The organism is Corynebacterium sp. UMB9976, assembly GCF_030212265.1.
Taxonomy (GTDB): Bacteria; Actinomycetota; Actinomycetes; order Mycobacteriales; family Mycobacteriaceae; genus Corynebacterium.
Genome location: NZ_JASODY010000012.1, coordinates 20,793 through 37,604 on the forward strand (window position 1 = coordinate 20,793; position 16,812 = coordinate 37,604).

A 16,812-nucleotide genomic window follows, 5' to 3' on the forward strand; every position below is an offset into this window, starting at 1 on the left:
GCGTGGGGGATATGTCTAAAAAGAAACGCCCCACGCCTGTCCTGCCGGAGAGCATCGGAGCTCTCTTCGACTCCCACACCCACCTGGCCTCCACCATCGCCAAGGGGGCGCAGGAGGGACAGGACCGCCGTGCCGCTACCGCGGAGCTCGTCGCCCGCGCCGGGCAGGCCGGCGTGGAGCGGATCTGCACCGTCGGTGATGGACTGGCCGAGACCGAGCTGGCGCTGGCGGCGGCCCAAGAGTTCGATAACGTCTGGGCCGCCTGCGCGATCCACCCGACCCGCGCCGACGAGCTGGATGAGGCAGCCAAAACCAGCCTCATCGAGATGGCTGCCAACGAGCGTTGTGTGGCGATCGGGGAGACCGGCCTGGACGCGTATTGGATCAAGCACGACGACACCACGCCCTCGCTCGAGGTACAGGAAGCCGCGCTGCGCTGGCACATCGACCTTGCGGTCAGCGCGCGCAAGCCGCTGATGATCCACAACCGTGAGGCGGACGAGGATCTGATGCGCATCCTCGCGGATGCCCCGCAGCCCACCGACGTGATCCTGCACTGCTTCTCCTCTCCGCTGGACGTGGCCCGCGAGGCCATCGACCGCGGCTACGTTCTCTCCTTCGCGGGCAATGCGACCTTCAAGCGCAATGAGGAGCTCCGGGAGGCTGCGCGCCTGGCCCCGGCCGAGCAGATCCTCGTGGAGACGGACGCTCCCTATATGACGCCCGAGCCCTTCCGTGGTGCGCGCAACGAACCCGGGTTCGTGGGATACACAGCCCGGGTGCTCGCGGAGGCGCGCGGCCAGTCGCCGGCCGAGTTCGCGGAACTGGCGTGGGCGAATGCCAACCGCGTCTTCGGCCTCCCTGGTTAAGGGCGAGCCAAGCCACGTTATCTTCAGGTCGGGCTCCCCGGATCAGGGCGAGTCAAACCCCGTTATCTTCCTACGCGACCCAGGGAACCGCAGGCGCGTCCGGCGCTTACGGTCCTGGTGCGCAAGCGTGCTGCCGTTGCGCGTGTGACGGCCTGTTATTGCTGTTACAGAGCGCATTCCCCGACTGAGGGTGATTTTGCCCACGTCTGTGGATTCTTCTGGCTTTAACTTCATCGTTATCGTATTGTGATAAAAGTTCAGCCCCGGTGGGGGCGAAGCGATCACAAGAAAATCGAGAGGTTTCGAGTGTCTCCTAAGAAGAAGTCCAGCCTGCACCGCATCAACAACACCAACTCCACGCCACTGCGCCTGGCCACCGGCGGCATGCTGGCGACCCTGGTTGTTGGCGGTGGCGTCGCCGCGGCGGCGCACAAGAACATCACGCTGGACGTCAACGGTGAAATCATCGAGGCCAGCTCCGTCACCGGCAACGTCGGCGACATCCTGGAGAAGAACGGCGTCGAGGTTAACCCCAAGGACCTCGTCAGCCCGGCACCGTCCGAATCTGTCTCCAACAACGACACCATCAAGGTGCGCTCCGCCAAGCAGGTCGCCCTGATCATCGACGGCAAGCGCGAGAATGTCGACACCACCTCCGTCACCGTCGAGGAGATGCTGCGCCAGGTCGGCAAGTACGACGAGATCGCCACCGGCTCCCTCTCGGCCGGTATGAACACCAAGATCCCGGCTGAGGGCATGGATCTGGACGTCACCACGTCCAAGTACTTCACCCTCAACGACGGCGGCAAGCAGGGTCGCATGAAGCTGCCGGCCCGTACCGTCGGCGATATCTTCGAGCTGCGCGGCACCCCGCTGGGCAAGGATGACATCGTCACCCCGTCCGCAGATACTCCGCTGCGCGAGGGTATGCACATCGACGTCGTCCGCGTCTCCAAGAAGGACCACACCTTCGAGCGCGCCGTGAGCGCTCCGGAGCGCGAGATCGAGGACGCCAACCTGCCAGAGGGCGAGCGCAAGGTCGTCAAGGAGGGCAAGGACGGCAAGGAGCGCGTCAAGCTGCTGGTCACCCGCCACAACGGCAAGGTCACCGACCGCAAGGTCCTGGAGCGCGAGGAGCTCGAGGCTCCGGTTGAGGCTGTGGTCAAGGTCGGCACCAAGCCGAAGAAACCAGCTGGCCCGGATGCCCCGGCTGTTGCGAACGGTTCCGTGTGGGATGAGCTCGCGCAGTGTGAGGCGACCGGCGACTGGTCCATCAATACCGGCAACGGATTCTCCGGTGGTCTGCAGTTCACCCCGTCCACCTGGGCGGGCTTCGGTGGCACCGAGTACGCTCCGGCAGCCCACATGGCCACCCGCGAGCAGCAGATCGCCGTGGCAGAGCGCGTCCAGGCCGCGCAGGGCTGGGGCGCTTGGCCTGCCTGCACCGCGAAGATGGGCCTGCGCTAAAGCCCAGCGTTCGCAGAACACAAGCACTCACCGGCAGCCGTAGCGGGGAAGCATTTTCGCCCGCTACGCTGCCGGTCGTTTATATTCGAAGGCGTGAATGATGACGTGCGTGCCCAGGATGCCCCGGCGCTAGACGGGGGAGTATCGCTGCTCGGGCCGGTGGAGATCCGCCAGCTCGCCGAGGAGCTGGGGGTTAACCCCACCAAGAAGCTCGGCCAGAACTTCGTCCACGACCCAAATACGGTTCGTAAGATTTTGCACGCCGCGGATGTCGGCCCGCAGGACCACGTGATCGAGGTTGGCCCCGGGTTGGGCTCCCTGACGTTGGCGCTGCTGGGCGCGGTGGGGGAGGTCACCGCCGTCGAGATCGACCCACTGTTGGCAGGACGGCTGCCGCGCACCGTCGCCGAGCAGGCCGCTCCGGTCGCCGATAAGCTCCACCTCATCCTCCGCGACGCCCTCCAGGTCACCGCCGCTGATTGGGCTGAGCAGGGGCTGGCGGCACCCACCGCGCTGGTGGCGAACCTGCCCTATAACGTCTCCGTCCCGGTGCTGCTGCACCTGCTGGAGCAGTTCCCCACGATCAGTAGGGTGCTCGTGATGGTGCAGCTGGAGGTCGCGGACCGGCTGGCCGCCAAGCCGGGCAGCAAGATTTACGGGGTGCCCAGCGTGAAGGCCCGCTATTACGGCGATACCTTCCGCGCCGCGACGATCGGAAAGAACGTCTTCTGGCCCGCCCCGAAGGTGGACTCCGGGTTGGTGCGCATCGACCGCTGGGGTGTGGGGGACAAGCCGGCCGCCCCGTGGGCCGAAGCCGTCGCTGCCTCGGGATTCGCGGAAGAGGCCGTGCGCCGGGAGACCTTCGCCCTGGCAGACGCAGCCTTCCTGCAGCGGCGCAAGACCCTGCGCGCCGCCCTCTCCGGGCACTTCGGTGGTGGACAGCAGGCCGAGGACGTCTTGCGTGCAGCGGGCATCGACCCGAAGCAGCGGGGGGAGAAACTCGGCGCCGATGCATTCGTGGCGCTTGCCCTGGCCAGCCTCGTAAGCAAGGAGGGGGAGCAGTGAGCACGCAGCGCCCCGGTGACGAGCACGGAGACACCCCGCGCATCAGCGTGGCCGCCACCGCGCACGGCAAGATCAACCTTCACCTGGCAGTCGGCGACGTCCGGCCGGACGGCTACCACGAGCTGGAAACCATCTTCCAGTCCGTGAGCCTTAAGGAGACCGTGACCCTCACCGCGGTTCCGCGCGGAGAGGAACCCGAGCTCACGGTCGCGGGACCGGATGCCCACCTCGTGCCGCGCGACCCCAGCAACCTCGCCTGGCGGGCCGTCGAGCTCATCCGCGACCTGTGGTGCGAGCGCGCAGGCCTGCTGGAAGACCCCGCGGCCGACCCGGCGACCCGCGCGCCGTCGGTGAGCATCCACATCGATAAGAATGTGCCCGTGGCCGGCGGGATGGCCGGTGGCTCCGCGGACGCCGCAGCCGCCCTCGTCGCCGCCGTGGAGTTCTACTTCGGCCGCCAGCCCCTGCCATATCCCACCCCGCGCAAGGCTGTGGCGCCCAGCCAGGCGGAGTTACTGCAGATCGCCGGCACCCTGGGCGCCGACGTGCCCTTCTGCGTGCTCGGCGGCACCGCGCTCGGGACCGCCCGCGGGGACGAGCTGATCAGCATCATGTCCCAGGGGCCCTACCACTGGGCGATTGCCACCGATAAGCGCGGGCTGTCCACCCCGGAGGTCTTCGCGCAGCTGGACCGCCAGCGGGAGGCCGCGCGCACCGGCAACCGGCCGGACATCCGCGCCCAGGGGACCGAGGAGTTGATGCGCGCGCTGGTGACCGGCGACCCCCATCAGCTCGCCCCGCTGCTGGTCAACGACCTGCAGGCGCCCGCGATCAGCCTGCTGCCGAGCCTGCGGCAAACGCTGGCGGTGGCCAAGGAGGCCGGCGCGCTCGCTGCCATCGTCTCCGGCTCCGGGCCATCCATCGCCATGCTGTGCGAGGACGAGGCCAGCGCCGTGGAGGTCGCCACCGCCGTGTCCGTGGCGGGCAAGGCCAGCGCCACGGTCGTGACGAGTTCGCCCGCGCCGGGGGCGCGCGTAGTCCGCAGCTAGCCTGGAAAACACAAGAAAAACAGCACAACAGAAATTAAAGGAGAGCGAAAACCCACCGTGGTGAACCTCATCAACCTGGAAAACGTCGAGAAGTCCTATGGCCTGAAAACCCTGCTGGACAAGGTCAGCCTCGGAGTCAACGAGGGCGACCGCATCGGCGTCGTGGGCCTCAACGGTGGCGGCAAGTCCACCCTCCTGAAGGTGATTTCCAAGCAAGTGCCTGCCGACGCGGGGCGGGTGTCCCATAACAACGATCTCCGCCTGGCGATGGTCACCCAGGACGTCCTCCGGGAATGCCTCACCGACCCGGAGAAGAAGGAACTCACGGTCGGGCAGGCCGTCCTCGACCCGCTGGGCATGGAGACCTACGAGTGGGCCTCCCAGTCGAAGGTGCGCCGCGTGCTGCACGGCCTGGGCATCGTGGAACTCGGCCTCGACACCCCGGTCTCGCAGCTCTCCGGCGGTGAGCGCCGCCGCACCGGACTGGCCGCCGCACTGGTTCAAGACCTCGACCTGCTCATCCTTGACGAGCCCACCAACCACCTCGACGTCGAGGGCGTGCAGTGGCTGGCCGAGCACATCCTGTCCCGCAACACCGCGCTGCTCGTCGTCACCCACGACCGTTGGTTCCTCGACACCGTCGCCACCTACACCTGGGAGGTCCACGACGGAAAGGTGGACGTTTACGAGGGTGGCTACAACGACTGGACGTTCGCCCGAGCCGAGCGCACCCGCCAGGCCAACGCCGCCGAACAGCGCCGCCAGAACCTCGCCCGCCGCGAGCTCGCCTGGCTGCGCCGCGGGGCACCCGCCCGCACCTCCAAGCCGCGCTACCGCATCGAGGCCGCCGAGGCCATCATCGCGGACGTCCCGCCGCTGCGCGACAGCGTGGAGCTGATGAGCTTCGCCATCCGCCGGCAGGGTAAGAAGGTCATCGACCTGGAGGATGCCAGCATCAGCACGCCGGACGGTCGGCGCCTCATCGAGCACCTCACGTGGCGTCTGGGGCCCGGTGAGCGCATCGGCCTGGTGGGGGTCAACGGCTCCGGCAAGACCACCCTGCTGCGCACCCTGGCGGGCGACTACCCGCTGGACTCAGGCAAGCGCATCGAGGGCAAGACCGTGCGCATCGGTTGGCTCCGGCAGGAACTCGACGACCTGGATCCGGAGCGCCGTCTGTTGGACACCGTCACGGACGTGGCCAGCTACGTGACGATCGGGGATAAGGAGATCTCCGCCTCCCAGCTGGCCGAGCGGCTGGGCTTCAGCCCGAAGCGGCAGCGCACGCCGGTGAAGGACCTCTCCGGTGGCGAGCGCCGCCGTCTGCAGCTGACCCGCGTGCTCATGAGCGAACCCAACGTACTGCTGCTCGACGAGCCCACCAACGACCTGGATATCGACACGCTCCAGGAACTGGAGACGCTGCTGGACAATTGGGCTGGCACCCTCGTGGTCATCTCCCACGACCGCTACCTCATCGAGCGGCTCTGCGACTCCACCTGGGCGCTGTTCGGCGACGGGGAGCTGACAAACCTCCCCGGCGGTATCGAGCAGTACCTCACGCTGCGCGCCGAGCAAGCCAAGGCTTTAGGCACGGATGAAAACTCCATGAACCTGGGAGGCCAGGGCGGCGACGTCGAAAAGACAGAAAAGAAGGAATCAAGCGGCCTGAGCGCCCAGGAGGACCGCGAGCTGCGCAAGCAGATGAACGCCGCGGAGCGGAAGATGGCGAAGCTGGCCGAGAAGATCGCGGGGCTCGAGGACGAGATGGCCGCGGCAGCCGAGGCCATGGACCACGAAAAGCTCGCCGAGCTCAACGAGACGCTGCAAGCGGCCAAGGACGAGCACGAGGAGCTCGAGATGGAGTGGCTGGAGGCCGCGGAGCGCCGCGAAAACGCCTAGCCGGGTGCGGAAAATAAAAACCTGGCGAGGGTCGCGGCTGCATGGCTAGCATGGGAGCATGATTCTCATTAATGTTCGATTCAAGCCCCTGGACGAGCACGTCGAGAACTTTCGCGAGCACGTCGCGGAGTTCACCGAGGCCACCCGCAAGGAGCCGGGTTGCCTGTGGTTCGACTGGTTCCGCAACACGGACGACCCGAGCGAGTACATCCTCATCGAGGCCTTCGAGGACGACGCTGCGGAGGCACACGTGAACTCCGAGCACTTTAAGAAGGCCACGGAGCTCTTCCCGAAGATCCTCAAGGAGACCCCGCAGATCATCAACACGCTGATCCCGGGGAAGACCGAGTGGGACCGCATGGCGGAGTTCCAGGTCGACTAACAATTTCTGTGGCGGCGCGCCGGGCACCCCGGCCCGTCGCCACAGGTATATCTAGCGAAGAAACGATTAATTAAGGGTGGGTATCGTGACGCAGTTTATTTCCACAGTGGTTGAAGGCCGGACGGGAATCATCGAACTTGACCGTCCGAAGGCGCTGAACTCCCTCAATCAGGAGATGATCACGGGGATCCGCGAGGCCGTCGATGGCTGGTTGGACGACGCCACCGTCGAGCAGGTCCTCATCCGTTCCAGCAGCGAGCGGGCGTTCTGTGCTGGGGGCGACGTCCGCTCCGTGGCCGAGGACGATGCCGCCGGTTTCCACCAGTCCGGTGACGAGTTCTTTAAGGATGAGTACGGGCTGAATCGCCGCCTGGCCACCTACCCGAAGCCCATCGTCGCCATCTGGCAGGGCGTGGTGATGGGTGGCGGCTTCGGGATCTCCGCCCACGGCTCCCACCGCGTCGTCGGCCCCAAGGTCATGGCTGCGATGCCGGAGGCGGCGATCGCTTTCGTTCCGGACGTCGGCATGACCCACCGCTTGAACAATCTCACGCCCCCGGAGGGCTACGCGGAGAAGCTCCCGGAGGCCGGGGCGTTGGCCGTGTTCCTCGGCACCACCGGCTGGCGGATGAATAGCGCCGACCTGCTGGCCACGGGGCTGGCCACGCACTTCGCGCCCGATCCGCAGGCCTTCGGCGACGCGGTGGCGGGGAAGGGACTGGCCCGCGCGCTGCGGGAGGATGCTCAGGAACCAGCCGTGGCCCTCGCCGACGGCGCGGCCGGTGAGGCCTCGACGCTACTCGCGAATGCGCAGCTGATCAGTGAAATCTTCAGTGGGGAGACCTGGCTGCAGATCGACGAGGCGCTTGCTGCGGCTAGTGCCCCGGATGAGGCGGGGGAGATGTTCCTCGCAGACGTGCGCGCGGCGGTGAAGAACGCCAACCCGACCAGCCTGGTGGCGATCACCGAGATCATGCGGCACGCTCGCCACACTGACCTGGCCACCGCGCTGCGCAACGAGTTCGCGGTGGGCGCTGCCCTGCGGCGAGACCTCAACTTCCCGGAGGGCATCCGGGCGGTGCTGGTGGATAAGGACCAGTCGCCTGAGTTCGAGCCGGCGGATGCCGGAGAAGTGGATCCAGCCGTGTGGCGGGAGATGCTGGAGTCCTAACGTGGCTTAGCTGGTGCCGCGCTTAGTTAGCGCCGAAACCACGCTCTAGGCGGTCGAAGCCAGTGTTGAGGATGTCCTCGAGCGCCTCCTCACCGGCGTAGCCGGGGTTGTTGGCGATCTCGGTCGCGGCATTGACCATCGCGGTCACCGCGTTGATGAGTAGGTGGATCTCGACGAGGTTGAGTGCGCCATCGCAGTAGCGGTGCACCGCGTGGGTCAGGCTGCCGAAAAGCTCGAGCAGCACGCCCGTACCTTCGCGATCCATCTGCACCGTCATGTGCTCACCCAGGGAGGACGCGAGGTTAATCGCGGGCAACGGGTTGTCGCCTGAGGTCATGATCTCGTGGGTGATTTGGCGCAGCAGCTGCACCGGGGTTAGCCCTGGGTCGGTCCGGCCGATCCACTCGGCGATCTGGCGCACGTAGGTCTCGATGAAGTACAAGAACGCCGCGTCACGGTTGGGAAAGTAGTTGTGGAAAGTGCGGGAAGATACCCGGGCGCGCCGGGTGATCGCCCGGATGCTGGCGCCGTCGGAACCTTCTTCGAGCATGAGCTCGGCCGCCGCGCGGGCGAGAGCATCACGGGTATCGGCCTTCTTCCGGTCCCGCAAGGTGCGTAGCTTCTTCGCTGCGCCCTCGACGACCAACGGTCGCTGGGCGTTAGAGCCTCCGCCGAGGGGAGCGCGTGAGTTGTTCTGTGTTGTGCTCAACTCGAACCACCTAAATGACTAGCTTCTTGCCCTTATACGCGGGGCGAACCTGGAGGGGTTATTCCCCGGTTGGTGCAAAACTACGTGAAATTCTGTTCATCAATTATAGCTGAATATGTAGCCGACCTATGGAATAAGGACACTTTCATTGATCACTGCTTCGTGGTGAGGGGGCTCGTGGGACCGTGACGCAGTAAGCGCGAGTGCTGCGGCGGTGAGCGCAGCCGTCAGGAAAGTTCGGCCAACAGGGGGGGGGTGAAGGGTGTTCAAAATCACGGCCCGCAGGCTCCTGCGGCTGCGCGTTGTCAGCGTGTTCCCAGTATTCTATTAACTATGAACAACGCCATCGCCTTTCAGGGCCCGCACAATCCCCACCCGAAGAAGCTGAAGAAGAAGGCTTATGAAAAGGAGCTCAAGCGCCTGCAGGCTGAGCTCGTCGAGATGCAGCAGTGGGTCGTCGAGACCGGCGCCCGCGTCGTCATCGTCATGGAAGGCCGTGACGCCGCCGGTAAGGGCTCGGCTATCAAGCGCATTACCCAGTACCTCAACCCGCGCTCCTGCCGCGTCGAGGCGTTGCCGGCGCCGACCGAACGCGAGAAGGGCCAGTGGTACTTCCAGCGCTACGTCGAAAAGCTGCCCACCGCTGGCGAGATCGTGATCTTCGACCGCTCCTGGTACAACCGCGCCGGTGTGGAGCGCGTCATGGGCTTCTGCACCACCGATGAGTACCGCCGTTTCCTGCACCAGGCCCCGATCTTCGAGCGCCTGCTCGTGGAGGACGGCATCATCCTGCGCAAGTACTGGTTCTCCGTCTCCGACGAGGAGCAGTACGCACGCTTCACCTCCCGCCTCGAGGACCCGCTGCGCCGCTGGAAGCTCTCCCCGATGGACCTGCAGTCCATCACCCGCTGGGAGGACTACTCCCGCGCCAAGGACGCCATGTTCGTCCACACGGACATCCCATCGGCCCCGTGGTACACGGTGGAGAGCGAGGACAAGAAGCGCTCCCGCGTGAACGTCATTGCTCACCTGCTGGATTCCATCCCTTACCACCACATTGAGCGCGAGCTGCCGGAGATCCCGGAGCGTCCGGTCTCCGAATCCAACTACCAGCGCCCGCCGCGCGAAGAGTTCCGCTACGTGCCGGATTACGCCGCCAAGCTCGAGGTCGATGAGGAGCCCAAGGGCAAGGACTCCAAGAAGTCCTAAAACCCGCCGATGGGGTAGTGGGGGCGAAGTGCGAGTAGCCTAGGGCGTCATGCTGCATGCCGTTTCCTTCGCGCTGGTTGATTCGCTCAACGCGCTGCTCATCGGAGTCATCGTTGCCCTCGGCGTGATGCTGCCACCCGCCGCACCCTACCGGCGTATCGCCACGCTCGTGGTGGGTGGAGACTGGCTCGGCGTGCTTGTTCTCTCCGTGGTGACCATGCTGGCCTTCGACGGGCTCGGTGACGCGGTGACCCGTGCGCTGGACTCCCCGGTCTTCGCGCTGGTCCTCATCGCTATCGGTGTGCTCACCCTCGTGCTCACGCTGCGCAGCAAGCCGGGTGCCGAGCAGTCCCAGCTGCTCAATCGGATGGTGGGGCCGCTGACCACCCCATCCGCCGCGACTTTCGGCCTGGGCTTCCTGCTCGGTGTGATCCAATCCGCGACCTCGGCGCCCTTCTTTACCGGCCTGGCCTACCTTTCGGCCGGGGATTATTCCGCGGTCTTGCGCTACGTTGGGCTGATTTTCTACGCCAGCTTGGCGCTCAGCCTGCCCGCATTGAGCGCCGTGTTCGTGGGCCTCGTGCGTGCGTACCCGAACGGTGTCTTCGGCTCGGCGATGGCAGCCATGCGGGAGCGCAAAGCCGCGATGGCTAAGGCCGCCGGCTACCTGGTCGCGGCGGTTCTCATCCTCTTCGGCGCCTCGCTGCTGCTCTAGATTCTTTTTGAGGACGTCAACGGCCCCGCTGCAAAAAGCAGCGGGGCCGTTGGTGGGTTCCGGCTGGGCGCCAGTCTTGCTGTCGCGCCCACGCCCACCAGGGCGGGGCTAGTCGGCGACCAGCGTCTCCAGCGTCAGATCCGGGAACTCCTTCTCGATGAAGGCCAGCTTCCACTTATCGCCGAACAGGGCGATCAGCTCGCCGTCGCCGCGGGTGAAGATCTCCACGCCACGCTGGCGCCCCAGCTGCGGGGCGGAGGCCTCGTCGGTGCGGCGGGCTACCGAATACGGCACCGGTTCGGTGACGGTCTCCACGTTGTACTCCGCGGCCATGCGCCCCTGCATCACCTCGAACTGCATCGGGCCCACCGCGGCCATCACCGGGGCGGCGTCGCCGCGCAGGTCGTTGCGCAAAATCTGAACAACGCCCTCGGACTCCAGCTGCTCCAGCGCCTTGCGGAACTGCTTGTACTTGCCCAGGGACTTCGCGCGCAGCGTCTGGAAGTGCTCCGGGGCGAACTGCGGCATCGGTGGGAACTGCACCTTCTTACCGGTGTAGATCGTGTCGCCCGGCGCCAGCGCGCCCGCGTTGACCAGGCCGATGATGTCGCCCGGATAGGCGGTCTCCACCGTCTCACGGGTCCGGCCAAACATCGTCAGCGCGTGCTTGGAGGAGAAGCTGCGGCCCGACTGGGCGTGGGTGACCTGCATGCCGCGCTCAAACTCGCCGGAAATGATTCGCATGAACGCCAGGCGGTCGCGGTGGTGGGCGTCCATGCCGGCCTGCACCTTGAACACCACGCCGGAGAAATCATCTCCGGTATCGCGGAACTCCTGTACCGCGGCGGAGGCACCGGACTGGGCGGCCAGTGCCTTCTCGTCGGATGCCCGGCCGGCGGGGGATGGGGCGAGCGCGCACAGGGTGTCCAGGATCTGGTGCACACCGAAGTTCAGCATCGCGGAGGCGAAGATCACCGGCGAGGTCACGCACTGCAGGAAGAGCTCCTGATCGTGCAGTGCGCCGTCGGCGGCCAGCAGCTCGGCCTCCTCGACGGCCGTCTCCCACACATCCCCCTCGCGGTCGGCGGCTTCACCCGGGGTGTAGTGCTCCTCCGGGGCGATCGTGGAACCACCGGCGGTGCGGGTGAAGTGGATGTACTCCTCCGCGTTGCCGTCCTCGTCGATGCGGGCGAGTCCCCGGAAGTCCCCGGCCTCACCGACAGGCCAGAACAGTGGAGTGGGCTGCAGATCGATCTCGCTGACGATCTCCTCCACCAGGTCCAAGGCGTCCCGGCCTACCCGGTCCCACTTGTTAATCACCGTGACGATGGGCAGCCCACGGGCCTTACACACCCGGAACAGCTTCAGGGTCTGCGGCTCCAGGCCCTTACCGCCGTCGACGAGCATCACCGCGGCATCCACGGCGGAGAGCACGCGGTAGGTGTCCTCCGAGAAGTCCGCGTGGCCCGGAGTATCCACCAGGTTGATGACGTAGGGCTCGCCCTCGTGCCCCTCCGGTGCGTAGTCGAACTGCAGTGCCGAGGAACCGATCGAGATGCCGCGGTCCTTCTCCATCTCCATCCAGTCGGAGACGGTGGACTTGCGCCCCGCCTTGCCGTGCACCGCGCCGGCCTCCTGGATGACGTGGGCGTGCAGCGCCAGCGCCTCGGTGAGGGTGGACTTACCGGCGTCCGGGTGGGCGATGACGGCGAAGGTACGGCGTCGGGTGGCTTCAGCAGCAGCGTGGGCGTTCATGAGTACCCAGGGTAGCGCCCCACAAGCCCCAGCCCGAATCCCTCCAGCCGCTGGGCAGGGGGCGGGGCCGGTCGGCTAAACTTTCACACCATGTCCAGCACTGACCCCCAGTACGTCACGATCGATACGGTCGTGCCCGCTGTGCTTGGGATCGTGCTGATGATCCTGATCTGGGCGACTATGCGCTCCATGCTGGTGCTCTCCTCGGAGGACAGGATGCTGGGGGTGCGCATCCCCCGAATCAAGCGCCTCAATCCCGTTGTCTTGGCCGCGAAGTCTGACTTCAAGAAGGCCAACACGCGAGTGCTGCTGCTGTTTACCATCGCGGTGCTGGTGGCGCTGGGGCAGGAGACCCACCGCCTGGTGCTGTGGGGCTGCGCGGTGCTGCCCGTGGTTCAGATCTGCGCAGGATTGTGGTTCTGGGCCAAGGGTCGCCGCGCTATCCGGCAGGAGCGCCGGCTGTCTCGGTGGTGGGAGATCGGCGACGAGAACGCGGACTTCACGGACACGGCGTCGGCCTCCGAATCCGCCCGCAAGCAATACGCCCACTATCAGCAGCAACCCGGCACCGTGCCCCGCTCCTTCGACCAGCTGGTGTACCCGAAGTCCGCGGGCTGGTTGTTTATCCTCGCTTACGGCGTGGTCGTCGCCACCGGAGTGGTGCTCTGGTGGAACACCGACGTGCACAGTGGGCGGGAACTCTGGCAGGTCTACCGCACCCCGTTCTGCGCGGCGCTGCTGGCGCTGGTGGCCTTCGTTGCCTCCTACTGGCTGAGCTTCTACAACCCCTCGGCACCAGGTCAGCGACGTGGCCCGGAGCTCATTGTGCGCATGGCGAGGCTGCAGCGGGGGATCGCACTGCTGACGCTCATCGCCCTCATCGTGGTGAACGTGGGCGTGATCACACCGGCGGCCCCTGGGCTCGCGGACTACGCGGGAAAGCTGGGCTCCCTGCGGGCCGCGGGCTGGGTGTGCGCCGCCATTGTTTTCGCCGTAGATATCCTCTGGCCTGCGCTAACGCTGCTGAGGCTGCGCCGGAAGGCGCCGGAAAAGCCACGCTCCTAACGCGACGAAGGATCGCGCTGCCCAGTCCGGACTGGGGGCGGTAGTGCGAGAAAAAAGGGGCAACACTAGGGGTGGAATCCCACTTTCAACCCCAAGACAATTAGGGTTTAGGGTGGTTAATCTTTACCCCTTTAATTTTTGGAGGTCTCATGTCCGCTTCTGCGTCCATCGACAAGCAGCAAGCTGATTGGAACGAGCGCGTCGCCCTGGCGGAAAAGATGATCCCGCTGCTCGGGCAGCTCCGCCGCGAAAAGAACGTCGTGACGTCCATCTTCGGTCGCCAGCTCATCAACGTTGCGGAGACCGACATTCTGAAGCAGCACCGCTTCGCACGTCGCATCACCAACAACGACCTGCCGATCGCGCACACCATGCCGATCCTCGAGCGCATCGCAGAGCTCGACCTGAACACCGTCGCGGCAGACCTCGGCGCCCTGGCCACCGCATTCGAGGACAAGGGGGGCGACTTCGGGGACACCGCCGCCATCGACGAGTTCCTCAAGGAGCAGTTCGCCGACGTCATCGGCACCCGCGGCGACACCCCGACCACCGACGTCGTCCTCTACGGCTTCGGCCGCATCGGCCGCCTCCTGGCCCGCATCCTGCTCGCCCAGAGCTCCGAGAAGGCCGGCCCGCGCCTGCGCGCCATCGTCGTCCGCAAGAACTCCGAGGACGACCTGCAGAAGCGTGCCTCCCTGCTGCGCCGCGACTCCGTCCACGGCAGCTTCGACGGCACCATCTGGGTCGACGAGGAGAACAACGTCATCTGGGCCAACGGCACCCCGATCCAGGTCATCTACGCCAACAAGCCGTCCGAGATCGACTACACCCGGTACGGCATCGATAACGCCATCGTCGTCGACAACACTGGCGTGTGGCGCGACCGCGAGGGTCTGGGCCAGCACCTGCAGGCCAAGGGCGTTGCACGCGCGCTGCTCACCGCGCCGGGCAAGGGGGACATCAAGAACCTCGTCTTCGGCATCAACCACAACGACGTCGACTTGAACTCCGAGGACGACCGCATCCTCTCCGCCGCGTCCTGCACCACCAACGGCATCACCCCGGTGCTGAAGGTCGTCAACGACAAGTGGGGTGTGGACCACGGCCACGTCGAGACCGTCCACGCCTTCACCAACGACCAGAACCTCATCGACAACTTCCACAAGGGCGAGCGCCGCGGCCGTGCCGCCACCCTGAACATGGTGCTCACCGAAACCGGCGCCGCTAAGGCCGTCTCCAAGGCCCTGCCGGAGTTCGAGGGCAAGCTGACCGGTAACGCCATCCGCGTCCCGACCCCGGACGTCTCCATGGCCGTGCTGAACCTCAGCATGTCCCGCGAGGTCACCAAGGACGAGGTCAACAACTACCTGCGCGATGTCTCGCTCGTCTCCGAGCTGCGTCAGCAGGTGGACTACATCGACTCCCCGGAGGTCGTCTCCACCGACTTCGTCGGCTCCACCCACGCTGGTGTCGTCGACGGCCGTGCGACGATCGCTGCCGGCAAGAACCTCGTGCTCTATGTCTGGTACGACAACGAGTTCGGTTACTCCTGCCAGGTGGTCCGCATTATCGAGCAGCTGGCCAGCGCCCAGCACGCTGTGGTGCCCACCCGCGCCGCACTGGATACCCTGAACTAAGGGAGTTCCCGGGGCCGGGCAGCGCGGCCCCACAAGCGAGCTAAAGGGCCCGCGACCGATACTGGTCGCGGGCCCTTTCACGTTGCCTGTTAGCGGCTGCGCCCGTGAATCTCATTCTGGGCGATGGCCACCCCGCGGCTCACGATGAGACGCACCGCGTCTGCCGCATCCCCCAGGGATAGCGGCAGCCATTCGTGCTCCTGCTTGCTGAAGGGCTTGAGAACGAAGCTCGCCGGGTCCATGCGCCCCGGGGGCCGGCCGATGCCCATCCGGATGCGTACGTAGTCCCGGGTGCCCAGCGCCTGGGTGGTGGACTTCAGGCCGTTGTGGCCGTTCTCGCCGCCACCGACCTTGATGCGCACCGCTGCCGGGTCGAGGTCCAACTCGTCGTGGATCACAATCACGTGATCGGCCGGGACCTTGAAGAACTTCGCCAAAGCCCCGATCGCCCCGCCCGAGAGGTTCATGTAGCTGCGGGCCCGGGCGATGATCACCGACTGCCCGTCAATCTTCGTCTGGCAGATCAGCGAGTTGGTGCGCTTGTGGGCACTCAACGTGCCTGGCATGGGAGTGAGATCCTCCAGCAGCTCGTCGACCGCCAGGTAGCCGATGTTGTGGCGCGTGGTCTCGTACTGGGCACCCGGGTTACCGAGCCCAACGACGAGCCACGGGGCATCCGCGCTGCCAGCAGCCTTCGGGGACTTCTTGGGGGAGGAGTTCTTCAGCTTTCCACACACAGTTGGAATCCTTCCATAGAAAGACCCGCCGCGCTGGGGCACAAGGTATGGTTCATGCCTCGTGCCCGGCGCAGCGGGTGAAAGTTGCGACCCCGGCCATGAACTTGCGTTCAGCGGCCGGCGTGCAGGGGAGGGGATTAGTCCTCGGACTCTGCCGGTGCCTCGGCCTCTTCGCCGGCAGCAGCGTCCTCGCCCTCGGCAGCAGCCTCGTCGTCCTCAGGCAGCTCTTCCTCCTCCGGCTCGACGATGTTGATGACGAGCTCCTCGGCGTCGGAAACCAGGACAGCGTTGGACGGCATCTTGACGTCCTTCGCCAGGATCTGCTCGCCGATCTCCAGGCCGTTGATGTCCAGGACGATCTCTTCCGGAATGTCGAGGACGTCGACCTCGAGCAGCAGGACGTCGACATCCTGAACAACCATTGCGCCCGGTGCCGGGAGGCCCTCGTGGATGACCGGAACCTCGACCTCGACGCGCTCGCCGCGCTTGACGTTCAGCAGGTCAGCGTGGTCGATGTCCAGGGTCAGGACGTTCTGGTCGATGGCCTTGACCATCACCAGGTTGTCCTCGCCGTCGATGTTCAGCTCGAACACGGCGTTGACGCCCTCGTTACGGACCAGTGCGTGCAGGTCCAGGGTATCGACGTGGACGTGGACCGGGTCCAGCTTGTTGCCGTAGACAACCAGTGGGATCCGGCCGTCGCGACGCAGGCGACGGGATGCGCCCTTACCGAACTCGGTGCGCAGAACGCCTTCGATACGAGTCAATTCAGCCATGAGTGCTCCTTAGAGTTAAGAAGTTGAAGTGTAAATATTGCGGTTGCCACTGCTTTTCTCTTCGCCCGGGATCGTTAACCGGAAAAGAAAAAAGCCGCGGTTTCTCGCGGCGGGTGTCCACCCCGCCCACGTGAAGCCCCTCGAATACAAGGAAGCCGCATGGCCGGGTAGTTCATCGCGCCGATAACGGCCAGCTTGTTTAAGAGCCAGCCCTCGCCGAGATCGGCACCAATCTTACAAGCTGGAAGGTGGTGGGCGCAAACCCCTCCGGGGAGGGGTTCGGGGCAGGTCGCGGCGTGGTTTC

15 protein-coding genes are annotated in these 16,812 nt (G+C 65.8%); 11 read left to right on the plus strand and 4 right to left on the minus strand.

The genetic code is table 11. The annotated features are described in order from the left end of the window. Window positions 1-11: 11 nt before the first annotated feature. The 7 genes from QP140_RS06785 (at window position 12) to QP140_RS06815 (ending at window position 7,905) form a co-directional block, all read left to right on the plus strand. A complete protein-coding gene (locus QP140_RS06785; protein ID WP_284758772.1) occupies window positions 12-869 on the plus strand; it encodes a TatD family hydrolase in 858 nt (285 codons plus the stop codon). 306 nt (window positions 870-1,175) lie between these two features. Continuing rightward, a complete protein-coding gene (locus tag QP140_RS06790; RefSeq protein ID WP_284758773.1) occupies window positions 1,176-2,336 on the plus strand; it encodes a resuscitation-promoting factor in 1,161 nt (386 codons plus the stop codon). 93 nt (window positions 2,337-2,429) lie between these two features. Beyond that, entirely contained in the window at window positions 2,430-3,401 is a 972-nt protein-coding gene (gene rsmA, locus QP140_RS06795; RefSeq protein WP_284758774.1) for a 16S rRNA (adenine(1518)-N(6)/adenine(1519)-N(6))-dimethyltransferase RsmA, read from the plus strand. Then, window positions 3,398-4,450: a 4-(cytidine 5'-diphospho)-2-C-methyl-D-erythritol kinase gene (locus QP140_RS06800; RefSeq protein ID WP_284758776.1), complete on the plus strand. Its 1,053-nt coding sequence runs from the start codon at window positions 3,398-3,400 to the stop codon at window positions 4,448-4,450. The genes rsmA and QP140_RS06800 overlap by 4 nt, the downstream gene beginning before the upstream one ends. 57 nt (window positions 4,451-4,507) lie before the next feature. Beyond that, complete coding sequence (locus QP140_RS06805; RefSeq protein WP_284758777.1) at window positions 4,508-6,352, plus strand: ABC-F family ATP-binding cassette domain-containing protein; 1,845 nt, start codon at window positions 4,508-4,510, stop codon at window positions 6,350-6,352. Between the two features lie 58 nt (window positions 6,353-6,410). Next, the gene (locus QP140_RS06810) at window positions 6,411-6,734 is read left to right on the plus strand and encodes a putative quinol monooxygenase (RefSeq protein WP_284758778.1); all 324 of its coding nucleotides are present in this window, start codon (window positions 6,411-6,413) and stop codon (window positions 6,732-6,734) included. A gap of 85 nt (window positions 6,735-6,819) precedes the next feature. After that, window positions 6,820-7,905: an enoyl-CoA hydratase/isomerase family protein gene (locus QP140_RS06815; RefSeq protein ID WP_284758779.1), complete on the plus strand. Its 1,086-nt coding sequence runs from the start codon at window positions 6,820-6,822 to the stop codon at window positions 7,903-7,905. 22 nt (window positions 7,906-7,927) lie between these two features. On the opposite strand, the gene QP140_RS06820 is transcribed toward QP140_RS06815, so the two are convergent. Then, window positions 7,928-8,614, minus strand: a complete 687-nt coding sequence (locus QP140_RS06820; RefSeq protein ID WP_284758780.1) for a TetR/AcrR family transcriptional regulator — start codon at window positions 8,612-8,614, stop codon at window positions 7,928-7,930. A gap of 333 nt (window positions 8,615-8,947) precedes the next feature. On the opposite strand from QP140_RS06820, the gene ppk2 reads away from it, so the two are divergent. Next, window positions 8,948-9,823, plus strand: a complete 876-nt coding sequence (gene ppk2 / locus QP140_RS06825; protein ID WP_070758634.1) for a polyphosphate kinase 2 — start codon at window positions 8,948-8,950, stop codon at window positions 9,821-9,823. 49 nt (window positions 9,824-9,872) lie between these two features. Continuing rightward, the gene (locus QP140_RS06830; RefSeq protein ID WP_148812636.1) at window positions 9,873-10,538 is read left to right on the plus strand and encodes a hypothetical protein; all 666 of its coding nucleotides are present in this window, start codon (window positions 9,873-9,875) and stop codon (window positions 10,536-10,538) included. Between the two features lie 108 nt (window positions 10,539-10,646). On the opposite strand, the gene QP140_RS06835 is transcribed toward QP140_RS06830, so the two are convergent. Further along, the gene (locus QP140_RS06835) at window positions 10,647-12,293 is read right to left on the minus strand and encodes a peptide chain release factor 3 (RefSeq protein WP_148812634.1); all 1,647 of its coding nucleotides are present in this window, start codon (window positions 12,291-12,293) and stop codon (window positions 10,647-10,649) included. A 90-nt stretch (window positions 12,294-12,383) separates the two neighbouring features. Between QP140_RS06835 and QP140_RS06840 the strand changes: the two genes are divergently transcribed. Both QP140_RS06840 and QP140_RS06845 read left to right on the plus strand, forming a co-directional pair. Then, window positions 12,384-13,358 (plus strand): hypothetical protein, encoded by a 975-nt coding sequence (locus QP140_RS06840; RefSeq protein WP_284758781.1) that lies wholly within the window; start codon window positions 12,384-12,386, stop codon window positions 13,356-13,358. Window positions 13,359-13,507: 149 nt separating this feature from the next. Next, on the plus strand, window positions 13,508-14,995 hold the full coding sequence (locus tag QP140_RS06845) for a glyceraldehyde-3-phosphate dehydrogenase (protein ID WP_284758782.1): 1,488 nt from the start codon (window positions 13,508-13,510) through the stop codon (window positions 14,993-14,995). Between the two features lie 89 nt (window positions 14,996-15,084). On the opposite strand, the gene pth is transcribed toward QP140_RS06845, so the two are convergent. After that, window positions 15,085-15,732 (minus strand): aminoacyl-tRNA hydrolase, encoded by a 648-nt coding sequence (gene pth, locus QP140_RS06850; protein ID WP_284758783.1) that lies wholly within the window; start codon window positions 15,730-15,732, stop codon window positions 15,085-15,087. Window positions 15,733-15,869: 137 nt separating this feature from the next. Next, window positions 15,870-16,508, minus strand: a complete 639-nt coding sequence (locus tag QP140_RS06855; RefSeq protein ID WP_284758784.1) for a 50S ribosomal protein L25/general stress protein Ctc — start codon at window positions 16,506-16,508, stop codon at window positions 15,870-15,872. Window positions 16,509-16,812: the final 304 nt, after the last annotated feature.

Excerpts from the sequence above, each read along its gene's own strand:
- QP140_RS06835 (WP_148812634.1), bottom strand. The coding sequence starts at position 12,293 with ATGAACGCCCACGCTGCTGCTGAAGCCACCCGACGCCGTACCTTCGCC.
- QP140_RS06830 (WP_148812636.1), top strand. The coding sequence starts at position 9,873 with ATGCTGCATGCCGTTTCCTTCGCGCTGGTTGATTCGCTCAACGCGCTG.
- QP140_RS06845 (WP_284758782.1), top strand. The coding sequence starts at position 13,508 with ATGTCCGCTTCTGCGTCCATCGACAAGCAGCAAGCTGATTGGAACGAG.
- QP140_RS06840 (WP_284758781.1), top strand. The coding sequence starts at position 12,384 with ATGTCCAGCACTGACCCCCAGTACGTCACGATCGATACGGTCGTGCCC.
- QP140_RS06855 (WP_284758784.1), bottom strand. The coding sequence starts at position 16,508 with ATGGCTGAATTGACTCGTATCGAAGGCGTTCTGCGCACCGAGTTCGGT.
- ppk2 (WP_070758634.1), top strand. The coding sequence starts at position 8,948 with ATGAACAACGCCATCGCCTTTCAGGGCCCGCACAATCCCCACCCGAAG.
- QP140_RS06785 (WP_284758772.1), top strand. The coding sequence starts at position 12 with ATGTCTAAAAAGAAACGCCCCACGCCTGTCCTGCCGGAGAGCATCGGA.
- QP140_RS06810 (WP_284758778.1), top strand. The coding sequence starts at position 6,411 with ATGATTCTCATTAATGTTCGATTCAAGCCCCTGGACGAGCACGTCGAG.